Origin of the sequence: Methylomonas sp. LWB (genome assembly GCF_001856095.1) — a bacterium.
Taxonomy (GTDB): Bacteria; Pseudomonadota; Gammaproteobacteria; order Methylococcales; family Methylomonadaceae; genus Methylomonas; species Methylomonas koyamae_A.
Window position 1 is genome coordinate 141,581 of the sequence record NZ_MKMC01000045.1, and the last position, 22,976, is coordinate 164,556.

Below are 22,976 nucleotides of genomic sequence, written 5' to 3' on the forward strand. Positions count from 1 at the left end.
GAGCCCGCCGATCCGTTAGCGTCCGACGCGATTACGTCCCGAGGCCTTGGCATTGTACAAGGCCTGATCGGCGGCGTGCAACAACTGCTCGAACTCCTGATGTTCGCGAGGTACTATCGTCGAAACACCCAAGCTAATCGTCACGAACTCCGATATCTTTGAATTGGGGTGAGGCAAACGCATGTTTTCGATGGCCTTTCTCAGAATTTCCGCCAATGCCAGAATTTGATTGGCGTCGCAGGCGGCCACAACGCAAAACTCCTCGCCACCGTAACGGGCGATCAAATCGCCGGGCCGGCGAAAAAAACGCTTCAAGGTCCGCGCGACTTGGCGTAAACATTGATCGCCTTCGGGATGCCCAAGGCTGTCGTTGTAGGCTTTGAAGTAATCGATATCGATCATGATCATCGAAATCGGATATTGATGCCGCATCGCCCGTTTCCATTCCCGCTTGACGAAGGCATCGTAATATCGGCGGTTGGGCAATAGTGTTAACGAATCCAAATAGGCCAATTGCAAACGGCTTTTCGCTTTGTCCAAGCGTTTACTGAGTCGAACTTGCGCGAGGTAGGACAATAGCAGCACGATAACGCCAACGCTGGCGATAATCCCATGCGTGACGCCTAATTGGCGTAGACGCTCGCTGATAAACGCATCGATACTCGCTACCGGGATACTGACGCTGATCGCGCCGCCGCCATCATCGTCCAGGCCTGCGCAAGTCAAACAATTTTCAGCCGCCGGCAGCGGCGCGATATACCGATAGTAAGGCTGATTATCCAGTACCGCGATTCCCCTGACGCTGGTCTCGCCGTTTCTAAAGGCCAGCAATGCGCGCAATTCCCAATCGTCGGCCTTGTTATCCGCCGACGAGGGCCGGATGCTGGCGACATGAAAACGAATCACGGTCTTGCTCTTGGCAGCATCCGCCAATTCACGGGCCATTTGGGTGGGGCCTATCCAGGCCAGCCGGCGGCCGTCCTTGGTTTCCACGAACGGCGAGGCGGTACTGTCCACCCGAATTTGGCCGTCGTCAACGGCGTACACCCCGCCATGAGAACTGTTCCATTGCCGAATCAACACAATGTGATCGAAAAACATTGCCGCCTGGCGGATAGCGATGTCCTCGGCATAACGCTTCGTATCCTTAAGCTGCTGGTAGTAGCTGAGGCTGATCAGCATCATCCACAAGACTGCATAAACCAGGAACGTGATCCTTCTCATTAATTGATTGCCTCGAAATTACTACCTGTGTAATCGTGAAAGTTCTTCGGGTGCCTGCCAAACAACCATACTATGGAGACATGGCGAATGCCAGCAAAAGCTGCCGTGATTCGGCCGAATTGAATTAGGCGAATGATGCTGGCACTATAACGGAATACTCGTAGCAAATGAATGAAACCTTTCACCCTTTACCGATGACCGACTTCGATCCAGATCATGCGCCGGAACCTGAGCACGACCACAATCTGTGCATTCGCAATGCCATCAGTGTAGCCGAACAACTTTGCTTGTCACGCGGCGTGCAACTGACGCCCATACGCCACAAAGTCCTGGAACTGATCTGGAACAGCCACAAAGCCGTCAAAGCGTACGACCTGCTCGACCAACTTCGACCGGTCAACGACGCCGCCAAGCCGTCTACCGTCTACCGAGCTTTGGATTTTCTGTTGGAACAAGGATTGATCCATCGGGTGGAAAGCCTTAACGCATTCGTTGGCTGCCACCGTTCCGGCACCCAGCACGATCAGTTGCTATTGATCTGCACCGCGTGTCACACCGTCGAAGAACGCGGCGCACCGAGCGTGATCCAGTCGTTGAGCGAGGAATTGCAAACCGCCGGGTTTTCTCCCCAACGCAAGACTATCGAGATTCATGGACTGTGTCGCAGTTGTCGCCCGCAATGAGTCACGTTTTGGTAAAACCCAGCAAACATTGACCCAGATCAACGTCAATCTTCGGAAAATCGATACGATACAACCCATGTCACACGCTTTCCTACCGTTGACATGATCCTCTTGAAAGATAGATGCCTGGGCGGGAGCCTCAAAACTCCCGCCCTTTTTTTATGCGCCGATCCTGCTTCGAGCGCTTATCTTTTATAATCCCGGCTTGACTCCAATCCGACCGGTACCATGTTTTCCGATAGTCACCGCCAAATTCTCGATCAAGCCAACTTAAACTTTAGCGCCGACCAATTGGCCCGCGTTACTGAGCTACTCGCCAACCAAGCATTGATCAATGCCGCCGGCGACGAAGATTTAATCGCCGCGCTTGAGGTCGCCAACGCCCTCTACCGCGCGGGCGCCCCCATCGTCAGCGACGCCGACTACGATTTCGTGTATCTAAACGAGTTAAAGCGACGCCAACCCGAGCATCCCCTGCTTCACGAAGTCGAGCCTGAACCGGTATTCGCCGGCAAGACCGTCGATTTGCCGGTGGTGATGCTGTCCACCGACAAGGCTTACAGCCGCGAAGACATCGAACGCTGGGCGGCACGGATAGAGAAAGCCGCCGCCGATATCGGCGAGGACTTTCGCGCGCTGACCTTCAAGGTGACGCCCAAATTGGACGGCTACGCCGCCTACGACGACGGACAATTGCTGTATACACGGGGTGACGGCCGCAAGGGTCAGGACATCACCCGGGTGTTCGAGCGCGGCTTGCAAGTTGCCGGGCAAGGCGCGCGCGGCCTGGGTGCCGGCGAAATCGTCGTCGGCCGCCGCTATTTCGACGAGAATCTGGCTCAACACTTCGATAACCCCCGGAACTTTCAAGCCAGCGTCATCAAGGAAAAAGAACTTGAGGAACATGCTTTAAAAGCCATCGCCGACCACGCGGCGGTGTTTTTTCCGTTTGCCTTGCTGCCTCATTGGTCCGGTCCGTGGAGCGAACTGATCGCCGATTTCGAAGCTATCGTTCAGGACATCTGGCATAAAGTCGATTACGACGTCGACGGCGTGATTCTGGAAATCACCGACGAGCCACTCAAGCAATACCTCGGCGCGACCCGCCATCATCACCGCTGGCAGATCGCCTACAAGGAAAACTTGGCGACAGCCAACGTCAAAGTCGTGAGCGTAACGCCGCAAACCTCGCGTTCCGGGCGTATCACGCCGGTTGCCGAGCTGGAACCAACCCGCCTGAGCGGCGCCCTGCTCTCCCGCGCCACGGCCCACCACTACAAAATGGTGGTCGATAAAGGTATAGGTCCCGGCGCTTTGATTCGCTTGGCCCGCTCCGGCGAAGTCATCCCCAAAATTGAAGAAGTCCTGGAACCGGCCGAACCCGAAGTGCCGGCACACTGCCCCAGTTGCGGTCACGAGCTGATTTGGGATAACGATTATCTGATCTGCCCCAACAATTTGGCTTGCCCGGCCCAAATCAGCAACAGCATGGAACATTTTTTCCGGGTGCTGAAAAACAACGACGGCTTCGGCGCCGCGACGATCAAAAAGCTTTACGAGTACGGCATCCGCCGCGTTGACGAAATCTACGCGCTGAGCGCCGAACAATTCGAAAGCATGGGCTTCGGCCCCAAACAATCGCAAAATCTGGTCGAGCAACTGTCGCGCAGCCGTAGCGAAGCGGTCGAGGACTGGCGTTTTCTGGCGGCCTTCGGCGTGTTTCGAATGGGTTTGGGCAATTGCGAACGGCTGTTGGCTCACTACCAGCTCGACCAGATTTTCGGGCTATCCGAAGCCGACATCGTCGCCATCGAGGGTTTCGCCGAAAAAACCGCGGCGGTGATCAGCGAAGGCTTCGCCAACATCAAGGACTTGTACGAAAAGCTGACCGGGCTTGGCTTCAACCTCCAAGCCAGCCAACGCAAAGGCGATTCGTCGGCGCATCCGCTATCCGGCAAGACCCTCGTCTTCACCGGCACCCTGCACAGTGGCAGCCGGGACGACCTCGCCAAGCAAGCCAAGGCCAAGGGCGCCAAGGTCGGCAGCTCGGTGTCCGCCAAGACCGACTACCTGGTAGCCGGCGATAACGTCGGCGCCAACAAAACCGCCGCCGCCCGCGACAAGGGCGTGACCGTCATCGACGAAGCGGAATTTCTGCAACTATTAAACGGAGACGTGGAATGACCCGCCCCATCGTGTTGTGCTTTTCCGGCCACGACCCCAGCGGCGGCGCCGGCGTACAAGCCGACATCGAAACCATCGTCAGCCACCGCTGCCACGCCGCCAGCATCATCACCGGGTTGACCGAACAGGACAGCCGCAACGTCAAAAAAGTCTTGCCGCAACGACCGCAAGACGTCGTCAATCAGGCGCAAACCCTGCTGGAAGATTTCCAGGTCGCCGCGATCAAGATCGGCCTGCTCGGTTCGGCCGAAATCGCCGTCGCGGTCGCCGACGTGATCCGCCAAGCCGGCAAAGTGCCGGTCGTACTCGATCCGGTGCTAGCCGCCGGCGGCGGCACCGATTTGGCCGGCACGGAACTGATCGCCGCCATCGTCGAACACCTATTGCCGTTATCGACGTTGGCAACACCCAACAGTATCGAAGCCCGCCGTTTGGCCGGTGTTGACGATTTGGCCGCCTGCGGCGCCAGACTGCGACAATTCGGCGCCGAACACGTCCTGATCACCGGCACCCACGAGGATTCCGCATTGGTCCACAACCGTTTGTTCGGCCCGGAAAGTCTGGACGAAACCTTCAACTGGGAGCGCCTGCCGTATCACTACCACGGCTCCGGCTGCACCTTGGCGAGCGCCGTAGCCGCGTTATTGGCACAAGGCTTGGACCTGTTCAGCGCCGTCAACGAGGCCCAGGAATTCACTTGGCAAAGCCTGCAAGCCGCTTACCGCCCCGGCCAAGGGCAACACAACCCGGAGCGCTGGTTTTGGCTGGATTCCTGAAGTTTCCCCCGCGCGGCCTGTACGCGATCACCCAGACCGAAGGCAAAGCCATCGCCCAAGTCCTGGCCGAAGTCGAAGCGGCCCTGCAAGGCGGCGCGGCCGTCGTGCAATACCGCGAGAAGCAGCCGCTGGACGCCGCCCGGCTGGCGCGCGAACTGCTCGTCGTCTGCCATGCCTATCAAGTTCCGCTGCTAATCAACGACAGCGTCGAGCTGGCGGCCGAAATCGGTGCCGACGGCGTGCATCTGGGCCGCGACGACGGCGACATCGCCGCCGCCAGAACCGCGCTCGGCAGCCACGCGATCATCGGCGTGTCCTGCTACAACGACGTCGACCGCGCGACGCGCGCGGAAAGAGCCGGCGCCGATTACGTCGCCTTCGGCCGCTTCTTTCCGTCCGGCTCCAAGCCGCTGGCGGCGCCGGCCGACATTGCCACGCTGTCGCTAGCCAAACAGACGCTGAATGTGCCCATCGTCGCGATCGGCGGCATCCTGCCGGATAATGCTGGACAGTTGTTGGCGGCCGGCGCAGACTTGCTGGCGGTGATCGGCGGCCTGTTCGACGCCGAGCCTTTGCCCGCCGCCCGTCGTTTTCAAGTATTGTTTCAAGCCAACGGAGAACGCCATGCCTGACCATGTTTATCAAAAAATTGAATTGACCGGTTCGTCAGCCGTCAGTATCGAAGCCGCCATCGAAAACGCCGTCGCCAAAGCTGGCGAAACCATCAAGACCTTACGCTGGTTTGAAGTCGTCGAAACCCGCGGCCACATCGACAACGGCAAGGTGGCGCACTGGCAGGTCACCATCAAAGTCGGATATACCCTACCCTAACCTCGCATTTACAACGCCGATGCCTGCTTGCCGATCGGATTCCGATGCGCCGTTTCATTCCAATTGAACGCCACTCACTTGGTGCTGCTGGTTATTGATGATCGGAATTGACGCCAAAGCTCTCGCTTATTGTCGCTGGGGACTGGTATTGCTGCTGTATGCGGGTTCGGGCGATTGCGCCACTTGGCAGGTCGGACCATCCCAAGAACTGAAACTACCCAGTCAGGCTGCGATAGTGGCCGGGAATGACGACATCGTCGAAATCGACGCGGGTCTGTATCCTAACGATGTCGCGACTTGGCCGCAGCACCGCTTGATTCTGCGGGGAGTCGGCGGCCGCGCGCATCTCGAGGCGATGGGTAACAACGCCGAAGGCAAGGCCACCTGGGTTATCAAGGGTGACGACGTCACGATAGAGAGCATCGAATTTTCCGGCGCCAGAGCCAAGGCCTTGAACGGTGCCGGCATTCGTTTCGAAGGCACCAACTTAACGATACGCGATAGTCATTTTCACGACAATCAAATGGGCATCCTGACCGGCGCCAACCCCAGCAGCGAAATTACTATCGAAGGCTCCGAATTCAACGACAATACGGTCGATTATCGCTTGCTCGGCAAACTCGGTCACAACATCTATATTGGCGGCATCAAGCGTTTTACCCTTAATCACTGTTATGTGCATGACGCCAATACCGGCCATAACGTTAAGTCGCGAGCCCGCGAAAACTACCTACTTTATAACCGAATAGGCGATGAAACCCGCGCCTCGAGCTATCTGGTGGATTTCCCGGACGGTGGCGAGGCCTATTTGATCGGCAACCAATTCCGGCAAAGCGCCGCGTCGGAGAACCGCGCCATGTTGTCGTTTGCCGCCGAACACAATCAGACCTTGCCCCATCAGACGCTGATTTTGATCAACAACACGCTGGTCAACGATAAACCGGACGGTATGTTTCTGAACAACCACAGCATCGTCCGCCCTATTTTGATCAACAATTTACTGGTCGGTGCAAGTTTGATCGGCTTGGAATCGAGCGATCGACAGCATAATATCGTGGCGAACAGCGAAGGTTTTCGAAACCGAGGCGCGTTCGATTACCGGCTATCGGCCGGAGCGAGCGCTATCAATCAAGGCATCGATCCCGGCGTCGCCACCAACGGCTTTTTGTTATCGCCCGCCTATCAATACCGGCACCCCGCGCGCATCGAAAAACGGCTCGGCTCGGGCGCCCTGGATGTGGGCGCTTACGAGTTTGCACCTTCCGATCAGCTGTCGCCCCGTGGCCATACACATCCTCACGCGCGCGAACAAAGTTCCCCAGTACCATCACGCTAAAATCAAATCGTCATCTCCGCCTGCAGCAAGCGCAGTTGGTCGCGGATGCGCGCGGCTTCCTCGAATTCCAGGTTTTTGGCGTGCTGGAACATTTTTTCTTCCAGTTGCTTCAAGGTTTTGGCGGCCTGCTTGGGCGTCAGCGATTTATATTCGCCGGCCGGTTCGGCGGCCTTCGCTCGAGCATGACTGATCGAGCCGCCCGCACCGGGAATCGAGAGCTCCAGGATATCAGTCACCGATTTGAACACCGTGCGCGGCTGGATGCCGTGCTGGGCATTGAATTCGAGCTGCTTGTCGCGGCGGCGATCTGTTTCGTCGATCGCTTGCTGCATCGAACGAGTGATTTTGTCGCCGTACAGAATTACCTTGCCGTTGGCGTTGCGCGCGGCGCGGCCTATGGTCTGAATCAACGAGGTCAGCGACCTTAAAAAGCCTTCCTTATCGGCGTCCAGTATCGCCACCAGCGACACTTCCGGAATGTCCAGGCCCTCGCGCAGCAAATTGATACCGACCAGCACGTCGAACACGCCCAGGCGCAAGTCGCGAATGATTTCCACGCGCTCGACGGTCTCGATGTCCGAATGCAGATAACGCACCTTGATGCCGTGTTCCAGCAGGTAGTCGGTCAAATCCTCGGACATGCGCTTGGTCAGCGTGGTGACCAACACTCGCTCCCGAACGGCAATGCGTAGATTGATCTCGGACAACAGATCGTCGACTTGAGTCGTGGCCGGTCTGACTTCGACCTGAGGATCGACCAGGCCGGTCGGCCTGACCACCTGCTCGACCACCGCGCCGGAATGCTCTTTCTCGTAACCGCCCGGCGTGGCCGACACATAGATGCGCTGGCCGCAGATACGCTCGAACTCGTCGAACATCAGCGGCCGGTTGTCCAGCGCCGACGGCAGCCGAAAACCGTATTCGACCAGGGTTTCCTTGCGCGAGCGGTCGCCTTTGTACATCGCGCCGATCTGCGGCACCGTGACGTGGCTTTCGTCGATGATGACCAACGCATCGTTCGGTAAATAGTCGAACATGGTCGGTGGCGATTCGCCGGAAATGCGATCCGACAGATGGCGAGAGTAGTTCTCGATACCGGAGCAATAGCCCACTTCCAGTATCATCTCGATGTCGAACAGGGTACGTTGCTCCAGACGTTGCGCTTCGACCAGTTTATGGTTATCGCGCAATTGCTCCAGGCGTTCGGCCAGCTCTATCTTGATTTTCTCGACCGCGCTGAGCAATTGGTCGCGCGGCGTCACGTAATGGTTTTTCGGGTAAATCGTATAGCGCGTCACCCGTTGCACGACTTCGCCGGTCAGCGGATCGAACATCGACATCCGCTCCACCTCGTCATCGAACAATTCGATGCGCAACGCGTGTTCCTCGGACTCGGCCGGAAACACGTCGATCACTTCGCCGCGCACCCGGTAGGTACCGCGACGCAGTTCGGTGTCGTTGCGGGTGTATTGCATTTCAGTGAGCCGGCGCAGCACGTCGCGCTGTTTGACCATGTCGCCGCGCACCAGATGCAGCACCATTTTGAAATAGGACTCCGGCTCACCCAAACCGTAGATCGCCGATACCGTGGCGACGACCACGGTATCGCGGCGCTCCAAAAGCGCCTTGGTGGCCGACAAGCGCATTTGCTCGATATGATCGTTCAGCGAGGCGTCCTTGTCGATGAAGGTATCCGACGACGGAATATAGGCTTCCGGCTGGTAATAGTCGTAATAGGATACGAAGTACTCGACGCTGTTCTCCGGAAAAAACTCCTTCATCTCGCCGTACAACTGGGCGGCCAAGGTCTTGTTCGGCGCCAGGATCATCGCCGGCCGTTGGGTGCGTTGGATCACGTTGGCTATCGTGAAGGTCTTGCCGGAGCCGGTTACGCCCAACAGGGTCTGATGCAGTTCGCCGTCGTTCAGGCCCTCGACCAGTTGGGTGATCGCGGTCGGCTGATCGCCGGCCGGCTGGTAGTTGCTGCGGATTTTGAACGGCTTATGGCCGCCGGCCAGTTCGGCGACCTGATCCAGACCTTCCGGTCCGCCGCTGATCGCCACCTGACTGTATTCCATGCGCCGTTTACTGGTCATTGCCTTACTCCCGCATGCTATTGAAAATGACAGCCGGTTTCGGGCTGATCGTAACCCAGCGTATCCAGTTCGGTCTTGGGATGCAAAAAACCTTCGATCGGCGCCACCGACACCAGCGCGCGCGCCGCCGCCAGCAATATCGGCTGACGCAATTGGCCGTCCCAAGTTCGGAACGACAGCGGCATGCCTTTGTAGCCCTGCAACGCAAATTTATCGGACAGCATGTAGTCGCGGATCGGCGCTACCTGATTGGATTTGCTGCGCACCGCCGCCTCGCCAATCGCCCGCACCGCCAGATAGGCACCGTAGTCGGCCTCTTCCATCCAGCGGCCGGTATTGTCCTTGAAGCGGTTCTGCAACTGCACCGCGCCCCATTGTTCGTGCGTCCGGTGCCAGGACGTGGCTACTAAACCCTGGGTACCGATCACCGGACGCGGCAGCCAGGTGCGGTAATCCAAATATTCGCCGAACAGGCCCTGTTCATCGGCCACCACCAGTACGTCGTAATCTTCAATCTGGGTGAACACCGGCACGTCCGATTGCGCGGTACGGCGCGCATCGAAATCGTTGCTCCATGCCTTTTCGGCCACCAGCTTCAGGCCGAAACGTTTGGCCGCGCGTTTGATCGCCGCCGCGAAGGCTTGGTCGGCCGGTTCGCGGCCGGTCACCAAAAACCATTTTTGCCAGCGTTTTTTCAGCATGTATTGGGCCAGCGCATCGGCGCGCATCGCCCGGCTCGGCAAAAGGTGCAACAAATTGCGCCGACACTGGCCGGCTCGCAGTTCGTCGTCGCTGCTGCTGGCGTCGAACAGCAATTTGCCTTGCGCGGCCGGCGAATCCGCCAATTTAAGCTGGGTCTCGGCGGGCAGATTCAGCACCACCAGGCTGCTATCGCCGACTAGATGGCTGAAGGCCTGCAAAGCGTCGCCACCCACCGGCACGATCACTTTTTGCAGGTCGTATTGCTGGCCGGTGAATTGACCGGTGGTATTGTTATCGGCTACAGCCAACTCGGCGCCGACCAGGCCCTTGTTTTGGATGAAGGGGTCGAGATTGGACAAGGCCGGCGGCGCCTCGACCTCCTGACTGAAATAGACGATCTTGACGATTTGCTTGGCCGGCGCGGCGGCTGGTGTTGGCTTGGATTCCTGTTTGGCCGGCGGCGCCTTCGTTGCTTTGGAGACCGACTTCGCGGTCACGATGGCCGGTACTGTGAGCAAGGCGGCAATCAATCCCCAACGACTCCAGCGATAGAATGGCTTCATGTCCTTCCAATTGTTTTCGTAAAAACCGAATTTTAACGAAAATTCGTGCCGCGGCGTCAGCAATAATCCAGCGGGCGCTATTGAATTTCCAAGGCTTCCCGTCAATACTTAGCCACCTTCTAAACCAGCGCCTGTGCCATGTCCGAGTCAGACTTCCCATTGCACGATCACGACGATTGGGACCGGGAGATCAACCTGGACGCCGATCAGCCGAACCAGCGCATGGCTGTACGTTACCGGCGAACCGACCTGCGGGCGGCGATCAAGGTGCATAGCCTGTTATTTCCGCGCTTGTTTCATGTGGTACTCTACGACATCAGCAGCCGCGGCGCGGCAGTCATCAGCAACGACAAACTGAACCGCAAAAGCAAGGTTAGCCTGTACCTGATGTTCCCGGACGGCCAACGCTTTGACGTCGTCGCCACGGTGGTACACTGCGATCATAAAAAGCAGCGTTACGGCCTAAAATTCGACGGCCGCCACGCCGAGCTGGCCGAACACCTGCTGCACACCCAAACCGATTTGCACTTCAGCTAATTGCATCTATGCCCGTTCTTAGTCAAATACACGTTTACCCTGTCAAATCGCTGGCCGGTTTTCAGGTAAACGTCTGGCCGGTCGACCAGCGCGGCTTACAATACGACCGTAAATGGATGTTGGTCGATACCGACCGGCAATTTCTCAGCCAACGGCGACTGCCGAAAATGGCGTTGATCAAAACCCGTATCGAGAGCGATGCGCTAATCCTGTCAGCGTCCGGTCAAGCGGATTTGCGCCTACCGTTACTCGAAGTCGCCGGCGAAGCGATCGAAGTCACGGTTTGGGACGATCGTTGCATCGGGATAGGCTGCGGCTCCGCGGCGGATGAGTGGTTGAGTCGATTTCTGGACCGCGATTGCCGTTTGGTCCGGCAGGCCGACGTCGACGTCCGCAAAGTCGATCCAGACTATGCCTTCGATACCGATCAGACCGGTTTTTCCGACGGCTTCCCATTTTTACTGGTCTCGGAAAACTCGCTGAATGCATTGAACATGGCAATGCAATTACCCTTGGATATGAACCGGTTTAGGCCAAATCTGGTGGTCGCTGAATGCGACAGTTATGCCGAGGATACTTGGCGCCGGATCTCCATCAACGATATCGTGTTCCGCCTGCCCAAACCCTGCTCGCGCTGCGCGATTCCGACGATCGATCCGGAAACCGCACGTCCCGGTAAGGAGCCTTTAACGACGTTAAATCGACTACGCAAATGGAACAACAAAGTCTATTTCGGTCAAAATGCCTTGCACGACCGGACGGGCTTGCTTAGCGTCGGTCAGCCCGTTGTCATTCACGAGACCGGTTCGGCGCAACCTCCGTTAGGTAAAGACCGTTAAAACAGTCCAGCGCCGTTCGATCGCTTGGTGATCGCACCGTACGCTAAGACGTCACGACCAAATCCGGATACTGTCAGCGACATCACATCCCTATACGCGTAACGGGTTGATCGACATAGAATAAACTCCGTTCGAAAACGCCAATTGCGGATGTGCTAGCGCAAACTCAGGACCTTATTGAATTGATAGCCATTGCGCTTGGAAAAGTTGCCGAAGTCGCCTAGCGATAGGCCAATTCACAACGCGGACTGGTTCGCAAATTCGACATATTGATCGTTGGCACGTGCGGCACTCTCATTACGCGAAACCCACCAAAACGGGTTGAAATAGGCGGCCGCGATGGCCTCGGATCCGTAAGAGTGAATGGAGTATTCGATACTTCGCTAAACTTTTAGACATTACATCCTGCGTAGCGAAAAGAGGGCGTTGGAATTTTCCGCACAACTAATAAAGTTTTCCAGCTAGTTGACGTTAAATTGTAGGCTATACTCACGGCGCCTATCCTTACGGCGCGCGGCCGCAAGAGCGAATAATAACTATACAAAGCATTTCTGGAGATTCGAATGTTGATGATGAACTGGCATTCCGTAGGTGTGAAAGTAGTAGCGATTACGATGTCGGTACTCACTGGTGTCGGCATCCTAATACTGATTGTCTACGCCAATGTCGGCAAGCAAAAGATGATCGATCGGGAGATCGAGTCGTCACGTCAGTTATTGGTTTTGTCGGAGTCGATTCGCGACAATGTCGTCAAGAAATGGGAGACCGGTGTCTATTCTCCCGAACAGCTCAATCAACTCATCGATAAATTCGGCTTGGCGAAATCCAGAGAGTTGGTGCTAGCGACCGTGCCAACCGCGAACGCCTGGGATGTCATAGAAACCAAGGCCAAGGAATACGGCTTCCGATTCAAGGCGCCCGCCAACAATCCGCGTAACCCGCGTAACGCCGCCGACGAAATCGAACGCACCGCATTGGATTATTTTCGGAATAATCCGAGCGCCAGCGAATACAGTTACATCGATGAAGACAAGCAGGAAATCCGCTATCTGCGGCCAGTTAAATTGGCCAAACAATGCGAACTGTGCCACGGGGATCCGCAGAACTCGCAGTCGCTTTGGCGTAACGACAAAGGCCAAGACTTGCTCGGCTATACGATGGAGAATCGGCATGCCGGCGATTTGCACGGAGCCTTCGAAATCATTACGCCGTTCTCGGTGGCATTGGCCCAGTTAAAATCCGATACCTATTACGCCATCGGGTTTTTAATTGCCACGCTATTTATCATCGGCTTCACCGGCTACTTTATGATGAGTAGAATCATCATCGGTCCGCTAACCGCGTTGGCGCTCAAGCTGCAGGACATATGCAGCGGCGACGGCGACTTGCGGGCTAGATTGGATGCCTCCGGTAAATCGGAGTTCGCCTGGGTCGCTCATAGCTTTAATTCCTTTGTGCGTAAAATTGCCAAAACCGTCGATGAAATCAGCGCGACTAGCGAAAAACTGGCCAGCGCCTCGCACAAATTGGCGACCATCACCAATACGACACAAAGCGGCGTCGAAAGGCAATTGCACGAGACCACGCTGGTCGCCAACGCGATGAAGCAGATGACCTCGACGGTTCAGGATGTCGCTAAAAACGCGGTCCGAGCGTCTGAGGCCGCCGAAATTGCCGATAAAGAAGCCTCGACCGGCAAGAACATCGTCAAGGACGCGGTCAACGGTATTAACAGCTTGGCCAGCGAAGTTGAAAATGCCGCGAATGTGATTCACGAATTGGAAAACGACAGCAACAGTATCGGCGAGGTGCTTGGCGTGATCCAAGGAATTGCCGAGCAAACCAATTTGCTGGCTTTAAACGCCGCCATCGAAGCGGCTCGGGCCGGTGAACAGGGCCGCGGTTTCGCGGTCGTCGCCGATGAAGTCCGAACGCTGGCCAGCCGGACTCAAAATTCGACCTTGGAAATTCAGCAAACCATCGAACGTTTACAAGGGCGCGCCAAACAAGCCGTCTCGGTAATGGAGAACGGCCGCAAACGTGCCGCTTCGAGCGTGGATCAAGCGGCATCGGCCGGCGAATCGATCACCTCGATCAGCCAGCGCATCGATACGATCAATGACATGAACAACCAGATTGCCAGTGCCGCCGAAGAACAAACCGCGGTGGCCGAGGAAATCAATCGGAATATCAGCAACATCAGCCACGTGTCCGAAGAAACCTCGATTGGCGCGAAAAATACCGCCGACGCTTGCCGGGAATTGCTGGAACTCGCCAATCAACTTCGCACGACCGTTGGTAGCTTTAGAACTTAGGCTAGCGAATCAGCCTACCTAGCCTAGGTAGGCTACGCCCCGTTATCGCGTCGCCAAATGACGTCTATACTTTTTACCACGGAGCCCAAACATCGTGAGCGGTGTCTTCGCGCCGTTGTAAAAACAGAAATTCGTTTTTGTTGAACTTAAAATCATCCATGGCCGAATGCCGCGGATGATCGTCGCGCACTCCGCGTCCCGGTAGCGTCAGACTCGCTCCACGCCACCCGGGCTTGCGGTTTTTTTAGGGACAAGAGAGCAACCATGCCAGCGTCAATTAACCAACTATTCGATCAAATCCATCAACTTCCGCAAATTCCCGAAGTCGTCCGAACTATTGTCAAACAACTCAACGATCCTAATTTCCACATGCCGCAAATTGTCAAGGATGTGGAAAAAGAACAAGTCATTACCTTAAAGGTATTACGGCTGGTCAATTCCGCCCACTTCGGCCTATCCCGAAAAGTAGGTTCGATAGAAGAAGCGGTTACGATGCTTGGCACCAATCAACTAAAAACCTTGGTCATTGCCTCCGGATTTGTCGGTTCGTTTCCGAAGCTGGCCAATTTCGATCTCAAGCAATTTTGGCGAACAAGCTTTCGAACGGCTACGCATGCTGGCTGGCTTGCCACGCAAGCTGGCTTGCAAACCGATATTGCCTACACGGCCGGTTTGATAGCCGACCTTGGTAACGTGCTGATCCATTTAGGACTACCCAGCGAGGCTAACGAGATCGATCAACACGTCAAAGCCGGCAATTCGCGTTCCGATATCGAGCTGCGCCGGCTGGGGTTCGTGACGCCGACTGCGTCCGCGGAACTCTGCCGCCGCTGGAAATTTCCCGACGACTTAACCCAGGCCGTCGAACAATCGGCCGATCCGTTGGCATCAGGAACGCCAAATCGCTTGGCATGCGCGGTCTTTTTAGGTCGTTTTACCGCAAATGCTCTCGAAGCCAATCAATCCTCCGACCAGATTATTAAAGCCTTTCCACTAACGGTCGCCGAAGGTTTGAGTTTATCGGCGGATTTCGTTCAATCGCGCTTGCACGAGATGCTGGAATTGGGCAGCGATTTGGACGAATTGATCGATTGAGTAAAATTAACGCTGCATCAGCCCCAAATTGACGGCAATGTGCGCCAATTCGGTCGTCGTCGCGACTTGCAGTTTCTTTTTGATCTGCGTGGCATAATTGGCGACCGTTTTATGGCCCAAACACAGTTGGTCGGCAATTTTGTGGACGGTCAAACCTTGCGCAAGTAAACTGAAGACGTCAAATTCCCTAGGCGAAAAATCGGCAATAATCGTCTGATGATTGCCGGACAAGTGCTCGCCGGAGGACTTCATCAAGCCGCGCTCCACATAAGTGACGCCTTGCAGGACCGCAGCTATCGCTTCCGCTAAAATTCCGGGGGCGCTGTTCTTGGTGATATACCCCAAGGCCCCGGCATCCAAGGCCCGGCTGACGTAGACTTGCTCTTGGTGGACGCTGAATACCAGTATTTTCGCGTCGGCGTCACGCTGTACGATGCGACGAATAGTTTCCAAACCTCCAATGCCTGGCATCGACAAATCCATGACCAATACGTCGGGCTTTACCTCTTGGTATAATTGTATCGCTTGTTCACCCCGTTCGGCTTCGCCGATCACCTCAATGCCAGGACTGGCCGACAACAACATCCGAAATCCGGCTCTGACTACCGCGTGATCGTCCACCAACAAAATACCGACAGCGCGTTTCATGCCAAAGGTATCCTAGCTTGTATGGTCATCCCGCTATCGGGTGCGGACCGGATATCCAGCTCGCCGTCGAGCGACTTGATCCGCTCCTTGATGCCGCGCAATCCAAACCCCCGATTGACGGTCGTCAAATCGCAGCCTCGACCGTCGTCTTCGACGCGCAATTGCAACAAGGCTGGCCGATTGAGTTTACGCAAAACGATCGCAACCCGTCCAGCCTGAGCATGCCGCACGACATTGGTCAGGCACTCTTGTATCACCCGGAAAATCTGAATGGTGACCGCCTTGTCCAAACTGTCGACCTCATCGCCGCAATCGATGGTTAGGTTCAAATCGGGGTTACGCTCCGACCAATGATTTACCAAGTCCTCCAACGTGGCTTTCAAACCCAGCTCAGTCAGAACCAAGGGATGGAGTTGCTGCATCATCGAACGGACGACGGTCATCAAGTGATCGCAAATATCGCTGATGGCCGAGGTAATCTTGGCCGTATCCGCGCGCTGGTGAGCCGCCGTCACCGCCATGACCTTGATCGCGGTTAACGACTGCCCAAGTTCGTCGTGTAATTCTTGCGACAGCCGTTGACGCTCTTCTTCCTGTATGGCTAACGAGTGTTGCGTCAATGCTCGATTTTCCTGACGACTCTTTTCCAATTCGACGGTCATATGATTGATGGCATTGGCGATACTGTCGAACTCCATTGTCGAAAATTGCGGCAATTGGTAGCGATATTGGCCGGTTTCGATGATACGCAAGGCTTCCACAATCGAGGCAATCGCTTTCAGCGATTTACTCAACACCAAATTGACCGCTAAAAAACTCAGCAAAGTCAGTAGCGACAGGGATGCGAAAAAACCGACACTCTCCTCCCACACCTCGGTAATCTCGTCCAACGGCTGGGCTTGAATGACCAAGGTCATCGGTTTGCCGTCCCTGGTGTGCAGCTGATGTTCGACCTTCGGATAATCGCTTCGCACCCAGGTTACGAACCATGCGGGCGGCATGTCTTCGGGATGACTCGGTTGGCCCGCTCCGGAAAAATGTACCAATTGGCCGTCCGGCTTTAGCAACTGAATGCTCAGATGCCTGGTTTGTTGTAATGCGCTGAACCGCGACAGATCTTCGACCGGCGCATCCAAACCCAGCGATATTAACTGCACCGCCATATTGATCGAGGCGTCAACCTCTTTCTTAACGGCCTGCCGCGCCTGCCAAATCGCAATCGCGCCGCCGATCAGCAAGATGCAAAGCGAGGACAGCAGTATCCGTGAAATGATCTGATTTCTTAAACTCATCGAGGCGGTCATCGGAATTAATCGGCTATTATCTTCGGCCCGCTCCCGATCGACCATAGGAAAAATTCTCGATTGATTAAGACTCGCACTGACAGCTTGTGTGGAGAATTAGCCGGGGCGGCCGACCCACCTCTGCACAACCAAGCTTCCGATCATATCGCCTTCGACGTTGACCATGGTGCGCACCGTATCGAGCAACCTGTCCACCGGCAACAAGATGGCTATCGCTTCCGCCGGCAAGCCCACCGATTGCAATACCATCACCATCGTCACCATTCCCGCGCTGGGTATGCCCGGCGCTCCCATGGCCGCCAGCATCGTCGTGAAACACACGATCAATTGCTGCGTCAAATCGAGCTCGATACCGGCCAGATTGGCGACGAACAAGGCTGCCGCCGCTTCGTAGAGCGCGGTACCGTCCATATTCATGGTCGCCCCCAACGGCACGACGAATCCCGCGATTTCGGCATCCACATGCAAGTGCTGCTCGACGCAGCGTAGCGTCACCGGCATCGTTGCCGAGCTGGAACTAGTAGCAAACGCCGTTAGCAACGCTTCGCGCGCGCCGTTAAAAAAGGTCAACGGCGCCATGCCGGTCGCCCCATACAAAAGCAGCGGCAACACCACAAAGCCGTGCAGCAGCGTAGTCCCGATCACAACCGCGACAAACTTGGCCAAGGTTGCTAATACGGCGGCATTTTGCGTGGCGACCAACTGAATCAACAAGGCCATGATGCCCAGTGGCGCCAGACGCATGATCCATCCGACCAAGCGCAGCATTAACTCCAGTGTTTCACGAAGCAGCAATAATATGTTCCGGTAGCGCTCTCCGCCGACCACCAATGCGATTCCGAGTAATAACGCAAATACCACGATCGCTAAGATATTGGCTTGCGCCAACGCGGCGAACGGATTCATGAACAAGCCGTGCAGGAAACTGGCGGCGAATTCGAGCGGCGTCATTTGCTTGGCGGCGAATCCGGCGGTGGCGTCGCGAAACCAAGTCCCCGACTGACCGGCACCCGGCTGAAACAGATGCGCGGCCGCCAAGCCCAGCGCGATCGCCAACGCCATCGAGAACACAAAAAAACATAATGTTGCGACCCACACCCGTTGCAACTGGCTATGCTGACGGAGATTTGCGACACCGACCGCGATCGAAGCGAACACCAACGGGACCAATACCATTTTCAACAAATCGACAAATACATTGCCGACTAATCCAGCCAGATACAAACCGACTTTCACGCCGGGCGCATCCGGCCCGGTTGCGCCGAAACCCAAGCCAATCGCGAGCCCTAACAGCGCCGCGACAAAAATCTGTTGGTTTAGCGACCGAGGCATGATTGCCACCGACCCAATCGCGGCGCGACCGGGGCTGCGGCACGCAAAACCCGTATGAAACCGCAATAATATCGAGACTGCACTGGACAACAGCGAGCTGAAGATGTCATCGGCGCTTATGCCGTATCCACTTTACGCAATTTCTCGACCAATGTCGTTCGACGCATATTCAGCAATTTGGCGGCGTGAGCTACGACGCCGTTACACTCTTCCAGCGCCTGGCGGATCAATTCGTTCTCCAGTTCAGTCAGATATTCTTTTAGATCGATACCTTGTTCGGGCAAGTGTATCGCCCCGACGCCACCAGGTACTGCCGCACCCAAACCCTGATGCTCGGCTGGGCGGTATACGTGAATTTCCTGGTCCGGCAAAGTCGCCGGAAGATGATCGGGTACTTCGTAAGCTTGAAACTTTTCCGGCAAATCGGCGGTATCGACCAACGCATCGGGCTTAATGATGGCCAGCCGTTCGATCAAATTCGACAATTCCCTGACGTTGCCCGGCCAATGGTGTTGAGATAAGACCGCGACCGCGCGAGGACTCAATCTGACGGAACCGCGATTCTGCGCTTCCATACGGCTAATTAGATCGCTTACCAGATAAGGAATGTCCTCGGTGCGTTCGCGCAAGGCCGGAACTTCGATAGGGAATACGTTCAAGCGATAAAACAAATCCTCTCTAAACCGTTTTTCGGCAATCTCCTGCTCCAGTTGACGGTGAGTTGCCGCTACGATGCGGACGTCGCAATGTATCGTTTTATTACTGCCGACGCGCTCGAAAGTGCGTTCCTGCAATACTCTCAATAGCTTGACCTGCATGGGCATCGGCATATCGCCTATCTCATCGAGAAACAAGGTTCCGCCCTCGGCCAGTTCGAATCGGCCTTGCCGAGCGGTCAATGCACCGGTAAACGCACCTTTCTCATGACCGAACAGCTCGCTTTCGAGCAACTCGCCGGGGATAGCGCCGCAATTGACCGGTACAAAGGGTTTATCCCGACGGGAAGAGCCGCGATGCAAGGCTTGAGCAACCACCTCCTTACCGGTGCCCGACTCGCCCAAAATCAGTACGGTGGCATCGGATTTGGCCACTTGATCGATCAGTTCGCGCGTCCGGGCGATCGCCCGGCTAATGCCGGCCAAGCCCTTATCGGAACGCGACTTTTTCGGCGACTCGGCAGGCTGAAAACTATCGAGCAGTTGAATCAACTCGGGATAGACCGTGGGCCATTCCAGAATCTTGGTGACCAATTGATGAACAGGGGTCGCTAACGCCTGCTGCTGGCCTCCTGCCTCGACCAACACCACAATTGGCGCTCCACTCGCGGCATCAGCGACCGACTTAAGCAGAATCGCCAATTTATCGTTGGAACCGCCAACAAACACCACGTCCGCCTCTCGGCATCGGTCCGATGCGGTTTCGAACTCCTTCACTGTAAGGGTGTATACCCGATATTCCAAGAACTTGAGTACGGTTTCCACTTGCTGGACCCGAACAGGGTTGTCGTCAATGAGTAAAATTTCTGGCAAAGCCATGCTTCGTTTCTCTGGAATAGCCTGACGGTACGATTTAGGGTAGGAATGGGCTTTAAGTTAAGCACCGAAACCCTACATTGTCAAAATGCTAGCTTTTCAATTTATTGCAATAAATTGTTGAAGTGGTTTGAATGAAGCATACGTCATTCCACCGCGTTGGGAGGACGTTTAGGCTTGACAAAAACTCTCCAGTAGACAAACTAAGCCGATGTTCCACTGCCAAGAGCACCGTTGCCTTGAACGATATTTCCCTTAGTATACTCTTCGGTATACTGGCCGCACTGTTGTTGATTTCCGCGTTTTTCTCCGGTTCGGAAACTGCGCTGATGACGCTAAACCGTTACCGCCTGCAACATCTAGCGAAAAAAAAGCACAAGGGCGCGGTCAAGGCTCAGGCACTGTTAAAGCGACCGGAGCGCCTGAACGGGCTAATTGCCCTTGGTTATCACCTGGGAATTGTGCTCACTGCTTCACTGACCACCGTCATCGCGCTGCGTTTGGGGGGGGAACCATTGATTTTACCGGCAGTGGCGGTGCTAACCGGCTTGATACTGATTTTTTCGGTCAGTATTCCCAAAACCCTGGCGACTTTCAGACCTGAAAAACTGGCATTTTTCTCCGCATGGTTTTTCATCCCACTAGTGAAACTACTATATCCAGCGGTTTGGACTCTAAATTTACTATCCAGGCTGTTGCTACGAATATTCGGCGTCAACAGTAGCAAAGCCGACTTGGTGACGCGAGACAAGGAAGAGTTAAAAAACATCGTCTCCGATGCTAATCATTCGATGCCGACCCGCTATCAAAACATGCTACTCAGTATCTTGGATCTGGAATCGGCCAGCGTCGCCGACATTATGACGCACCGCAATGACGTGGTCGGTATCGATATTGAGGAGCCACTCGAGGACATCATTGCCCAGCTGCAAAAAAGCCCCCACACCCGGATGCCGGTCTACAAAAAACATATCGACCGGGTGATCGGCTTTTTGCATCTGCGTACCGTGTTGGCACAAGTTAGCCAACCAGATTTCGATAAACAAAAAATCGTCAATAGCCTCGCCAAACCTTTTTTCATACCGGCCGGCACGCCCATTTCGAAGCAAATGCAGATATTTAAATCCGAGAAACTGCGGATCGGCCTAGTTGTCGACGAATACGGCGACGTATTGGGATTGGTCACGCTAGACGATTTGCTGCAAGAAATCCTCGGAGAGTTGATCGCCGAAGAAGCCGACATCAAAGTTCAAAAAGACGGCAGCTTTTTGGTCGATGCGGGTACGACAGTTCGCGAGCTCAACCGGCTCACCAATTGGCAATTACCCACCGAAGGCCCCAGAACCTTAAACGGCTTAATCATCGAATACATGGAAACCATTCCCGAGCCAGGAACCAGCATCAAGCTCTACGGACATGTCATGGAAATTCTCAAGCGAGACGATAATACGATCAAACTCGTAAAATGCCATTCGCTGGTTTGACGCGAAATGCAAAAAAAAGGCGCTAACTCTAAAGTTACCGCCTCAAAGCATTAGGAAGAAATATAACGCAACTTTAACTGTTAACCGAACAAAAAAGTTAGCGTTAGATTAATCGAGTCAATACTGATTGAAAATGTGGCATATTGTCGCAGCAGCATAATGCCTCCCGGTTTAGAGACGACATTATCTCAACCAACCCTTCCGTTTAAAAAAAACAAAAGGCGCTACCACCGAAATCGTCATCAATACCAGCGCGAACGGATACCCCAACGCCCATTTCAACTCCGGCATGTTATCGAAATTCATACCGTATATGCTGGCGATCAGCGTAGGCGGCAGCATCGCGACAGACGCAACCGAGAAAATTTTGATGACCTTGTTTTGGTTAATGTTGATAAAACCAACCGTCGCATCCATCAAAAAATTGATCTTATCGAACAAAAACGCGGTATGACTGTTTAACGATTCGATATCACGCAAGATTTGCTGGGCGTCATCCAGTTGCGTGGTGTTCAACAATTTGCGGCGAATCAGGAACGACACCGCGCGCTGCGTATCGAGCATATTACGACGAATCCGGCCGTTCAAATCCTCTTCCTCGGCAATGTCGGCCAGTATAGCCGCAGCCTCCTCATCGCTGATATTTTGACTCAATACCTGCTTGCTGACATTTTCCAGCTGCGCATAGACGTTTTCCAAGGCATCTGCCGAATATTCCGCTTCCGCCCCGTATAAATCCAGCAGCATATCCTTACAGTCCGATACGAAGCCGGGTTGGGTTCTGGCACGTAAACGTTGCAAACGAAAAACCGGCAACTCCTCGCTGCGTACCGAAAACAACATCTCACCGCGCAAAATAAAGGCAACCGGCACGCTACGCGATTTACCCTCCCGATCCAACAAAAAATCCGAGTGAATGTGAATCTCGTGTTGGTCCTCGACATAAAAGCGCGCGCTGGCCTCCAAGTCGGTCAAGTCCAGCGGATCCGGAAGGTCCAAGCCGTAGTGCTGGCCGATCAATGCGCGTTGAGCCTTACTCGGCGCCAACAGATCGACCCAGATCGGCTGAATCGCCAACAAGTCGTGACGACAGGTAATCGCGACTTTCGACAAACGTCCGTCGACCAATTCAAAGGCGCTCATTTGGCCGACGCCGCAATGCGGCTCCCGGTCGCCGACCAAGGCTTCCCGCAACGCATCCGACAACTCCCAGAGTACGTCGTCCTGACGAGCGTCTTCCACTTGTTCCCATACCAAGCGGGCGTCGTCCAAATCTATGGACTGCAAAATATGCCCGATTTCAACCGCGGACAATTTGTCGAGCACGCCACGCAGTTCCACCATGTGCTGTTTTTGCACCAACGCGGTAACGAGCTTGCGTCTAGGCATGGTTTGATTGCTCAACATACCTTCGACCAGCTTATGCTTTCTCAACAAATCGTTGACGGTTTGTAGCGACAAGGACAACTCCAAGGGGAATAAGGTCTACAGGGTG

The 22,976-nt window shown here is 55.1% G+C and carries 19 protein-coding genes; 11 read left to right on the forward strand and 8 right to left on the reverse strand.

The features are described 5' to 3' along the window. Positions 1-15: 15 nt before the first annotated feature. Positions 16-1,224 carry a diguanylate cyclase gene (locus BJL95_RS16925; RefSeq protein WP_071159600.1) on the reverse strand — a complete coding sequence of 403 codons (1,209 nt, stop codon included), beginning with the start codon at positions 1,222-1,224 and terminating at the stop codon, positions 16-18. Positions 1,225-1,418: 194 nt separating this feature from the next. Between BJL95_RS16925 and BJL95_RS16930 the strand changes: the two genes are divergently transcribed. From BJL95_RS16930 to BJL95_RS16955, 6 genes are all read left to right on the forward strand, one after another. Further along, positions 1,419-1,907, forward strand: coding sequence for a transcriptional repressor (locus tag BJL95_RS16930; RefSeq protein ID WP_064026639.1), 489 nt, complete (start codon positions 1,419-1,421; stop codon positions 1,905-1,907). Positions 1,908-2,135: 228 nt separating this feature from the next. Then, positions 2,136-4,091, forward strand: coding sequence for a BRCT domain-containing protein (locus tag BJL95_RS16935; protein ID WP_071159602.1), 1,956 nt, complete (start codon positions 2,136-2,138; stop codon positions 4,089-4,091). Further along, positions 4,088-4,867 carry a hydroxymethylpyrimidine/phosphomethylpyrimidine kinase gene (locus BJL95_RS16940; RefSeq protein ID WP_071159604.1) on the forward strand — a complete coding sequence of 260 codons (780 nt, stop codon included), beginning with the start codon at positions 4,088-4,090 and terminating at the stop codon, positions 4,865-4,867. The genes BJL95_RS16935 and BJL95_RS16940 overlap by 4 nt, the downstream gene beginning before the upstream one ends. Beyond that, positions 4,864-5,499, forward strand: a complete 636-nt coding sequence (gene thiE / locus BJL95_RS16945; RefSeq protein WP_071159904.1) for a thiamine phosphate synthase — start codon at positions 4,864-4,866, stop codon at positions 5,497-5,499. The genes BJL95_RS16940 and thiE overlap by 4 nt, the downstream gene beginning before the upstream one ends. After that, complete coding sequence (locus BJL95_RS16950; protein WP_064028551.1) at positions 5,492-5,698, forward strand: dodecin; 207 nt, start codon at positions 5,492-5,494, stop codon at positions 5,696-5,698. Before thiE ends, BJL95_RS16950 begins: the two co-directional genes overlap by 8 nt. A 97-nt stretch (positions 5,699-5,795) precedes the next feature. Next, positions 5,796-7,034, forward strand: coding sequence for a right-handed parallel beta-helix repeat-containing protein (locus BJL95_RS16955; RefSeq protein WP_071159606.1), 1,239 nt, complete (start codon positions 5,796-5,798; stop codon positions 7,032-7,034). A gap of 2 nt (positions 7,035-7,036) precedes the next feature. On the opposite strand, the gene uvrB is transcribed toward BJL95_RS16955, so the two are convergent. After that, complete coding sequence (uvrB, locus tag BJL95_RS16960) at positions 7,037-9,130, reverse strand: excinuclease ABC subunit UvrB (RefSeq protein ID WP_083386121.1); 2,094 nt, start codon at positions 9,128-9,130, stop codon at positions 7,037-7,039. A 17-nt stretch (positions 9,131-9,147) separates the two neighbouring features. Beyond that, positions 9,148-10,395, reverse strand: a complete 1,248-nt coding sequence (locus tag BJL95_RS16965) for an ABC transporter substrate-binding protein (RefSeq protein WP_071159908.1) — start codon at positions 10,393-10,395, stop codon at positions 9,148-9,150. A gap of 138 nt (positions 10,396-10,533) precedes the next feature. Between BJL95_RS16965 and BJL95_RS16970 the strand changes: the two genes are divergently transcribed. The 4 genes from BJL95_RS16970 to BJL95_RS16985 all read left to right on the forward strand — a co-directional run bounded on the left by BJL95_RS16970 (position 10,534) and on the right by BJL95_RS16985 (position 15,181). Continuing rightward, positions 10,534-10,932 (forward strand): PilZ domain-containing protein, encoded by a 399-nt coding sequence (locus tag BJL95_RS16970; RefSeq protein ID WP_071159609.1) that lies wholly within the window; start codon positions 10,534-10,536, stop codon positions 10,930-10,932. An 8-nt stretch (positions 10,933-10,940) separates the two neighbouring features. Next, entirely contained in the window at positions 10,941-11,771 is an 831-nt protein-coding gene (locus tag BJL95_RS16975; protein ID WP_064028547.1) for an MOSC domain-containing protein, read from the forward strand. Positions 11,772-12,334: 563 nt separating this feature from the next. Continuing rightward, positions 12,335-14,086 carry a methyl-accepting chemotaxis protein gene (locus BJL95_RS16980; RefSeq protein ID WP_064028545.1) on the forward strand — a complete coding sequence of 584 codons (1,752 nt, stop codon included), beginning with the start codon at positions 12,335-12,337 and terminating at the stop codon, positions 14,084-14,086. Positions 14,087-14,350: 264 nt separating this feature from the next. Continuing rightward, positions 14,351-15,181: an HDOD domain-containing protein gene (locus BJL95_RS16985; protein WP_071159611.1), complete on the forward strand. Its 831-nt coding sequence runs from the start codon at positions 14,351-14,353 to the stop codon at positions 15,179-15,181. A 6-nt stretch (positions 15,182-15,187) separates the two neighbouring features. On the opposite strand, the gene BJL95_RS16990 is transcribed toward BJL95_RS16985, so the two are convergent. The 4 genes from BJL95_RS16990 to BJL95_RS17005 all read right to left on the reverse strand — a co-directional run bounded on the left by BJL95_RS16990 (position 15,188) and on the right by BJL95_RS17005 (position 20,000). Further along, positions 15,188-15,829: a response regulator transcription factor gene (locus BJL95_RS16990; RefSeq protein ID WP_064028542.1), complete on the reverse strand. Its 642-nt coding sequence runs from the start codon at positions 15,827-15,829 to the stop codon at positions 15,188-15,190. Beyond that, positions 15,826-17,121: a sensor histidine kinase gene (locus BJL95_RS16995; RefSeq protein WP_064028557.1), complete on the reverse strand. Its 1,296-nt coding sequence runs from the start codon at positions 17,119-17,121 to the stop codon at positions 15,826-15,828. The genes BJL95_RS16990 and BJL95_RS16995 overlap by 4 nt, the downstream gene beginning before the upstream one ends. A 108-nt stretch (positions 17,122-17,229) precedes the next feature. After that, positions 17,230-18,465, reverse strand: coding sequence for a dicarboxylate/amino acid:cation symporter (locus tag BJL95_RS17000; protein WP_064028541.1), 1,236 nt, complete (start codon positions 18,463-18,465; stop codon positions 17,230-17,232). Between the two features lie 116 nt (positions 18,466-18,581). After that, positions 18,582-20,000 carry a sigma-54 dependent transcriptional regulator gene (locus BJL95_RS17005; RefSeq protein ID WP_071159613.1) on the reverse strand — a complete coding sequence of 473 codons (1,419 nt, stop codon included), beginning with the start codon at positions 19,998-20,000 and terminating at the stop codon, positions 18,582-18,584. A gap of 236 nt (positions 20,001-20,236) precedes the next feature. Between BJL95_RS17005 and BJL95_RS17010 the strand changes: the two genes are divergently transcribed. Continuing rightward, a complete protein-coding gene (locus BJL95_RS17010) occupies positions 20,237-21,481 on the forward strand; it encodes an HlyC/CorC family transporter (protein ID WP_071159615.1) in 1,245 nt (414 codons plus the stop codon). A gap of 183 nt (positions 21,482-21,664) precedes the next feature. On the opposite strand, the gene corA is transcribed toward BJL95_RS17010, so the two are convergent. Then, positions 21,665-22,942 (reverse strand): magnesium/cobalt transporter CorA, encoded by a 1,278-nt coding sequence (gene corA / locus BJL95_RS17015; RefSeq protein WP_071159910.1) that lies wholly within the window; start codon positions 22,940-22,942, stop codon positions 21,665-21,667. Between the last annotated feature and the right edge of the window lie 34 nt (positions 22,943-22,976).

Bases quoted from the DNA above. Each gene is read 5' to 3' on its own strand.
- BJL95_RS16925 (WP_071159600.1), bottom strand. From the start codon at position 1,224: ATGAGAAGGATCACGTTCCTGGTTTATGCAGTCTTGTGGATGATGCTG.
- BJL95_RS16985 (WP_071159611.1), top strand. From the start codon at position 14,351: ATGCCAGCGTCAATTAACCAACTATTCGATCAAATCCATCAACTTCCG.
- BJL95_RS16970 (WP_071159609.1), top strand. From the start codon at position 10,534: ATGTCCGAGTCAGACTTCCCATTGCACGATCACGACGATTGGGACCGG.
- BJL95_RS16950 (WP_064028551.1), top strand. From the start codon at position 5,492: ATGCCTGACCATGTTTATCAAAAAATTGAATTGACCGGTTCGTCAGCC.
- BJL95_RS16995 (WP_064028557.1), bottom strand. From the start codon at position 17,121: ATGAGTTTAAGAAATCAGATCATTTCACGGATACTGCTGTCCTCGCTT.
- BJL95_RS17000 (WP_064028541.1), bottom strand. From the start codon at position 18,465: ATGCCTCGGTCGCTAAACCAACAGATTTTTGTCGCGGCGCTGTTAGGG.
- uvrB (WP_083386121.1), bottom strand. From the start codon at position 9,130: ATGACCAGTAAACGGCGCATGGAATACAGTCAGGTGGCGATCAGCGGC.
- BJL95_RS16935 (WP_071159602.1), top strand. From the start codon at position 2,136: ATGTTTTCCGATAGTCACCGCCAAATTCTCGATCAAGCCAACTTAAAC.
- BJL95_RS17005 (WP_071159613.1), bottom strand. From the start codon at position 20,000: ATGGCTTTGCCAGAAATTTTACTCATTGACGACAACCCTGTTCGGGTC.
- BJL95_RS16930 (WP_064026639.1), top strand. From the start codon at position 1,419: ATGACCGACTTCGATCCAGATCATGCGCCGGAACCTGAGCACGACCAC.
- BJL95_RS16990 (WP_064028542.1), bottom strand. From the start codon at position 15,829: ATGAAACGCGCTGTCGGTATTTTGTTGGTGGACGATCACGCGGTAGTC.
- BJL95_RS16940 (WP_071159604.1), top strand. From the start codon at position 4,088: ATGACCCGCCCCATCGTGTTGTGCTTTTCCGGCCACGACCCCAGCGGC.
- BJL95_RS16975 (WP_064028547.1), top strand. From the start codon at position 10,941: ATGCCCGTTCTTAGTCAAATACACGTTTACCCTGTCAAATCGCTGGCC.
- BJL95_RS16965 (WP_071159908.1), bottom strand. From the start codon at position 10,395: ATGAAGCCATTCTATCGCTGGAGTCGTTGGGGATTGATTGCCGCCTTG.
- BJL95_RS16980 (WP_064028545.1), top strand. From the start codon at position 12,335: ATGTTGATGATGAACTGGCATTCCGTAGGTGTGAAAGTAGTAGCGATT.
- BJL95_RS16955 (WP_071159606.1), top strand. From the start codon at position 5,796: ATGATCGGAATTGACGCCAAAGCTCTCGCTTATTGTCGCTGGGGACTG.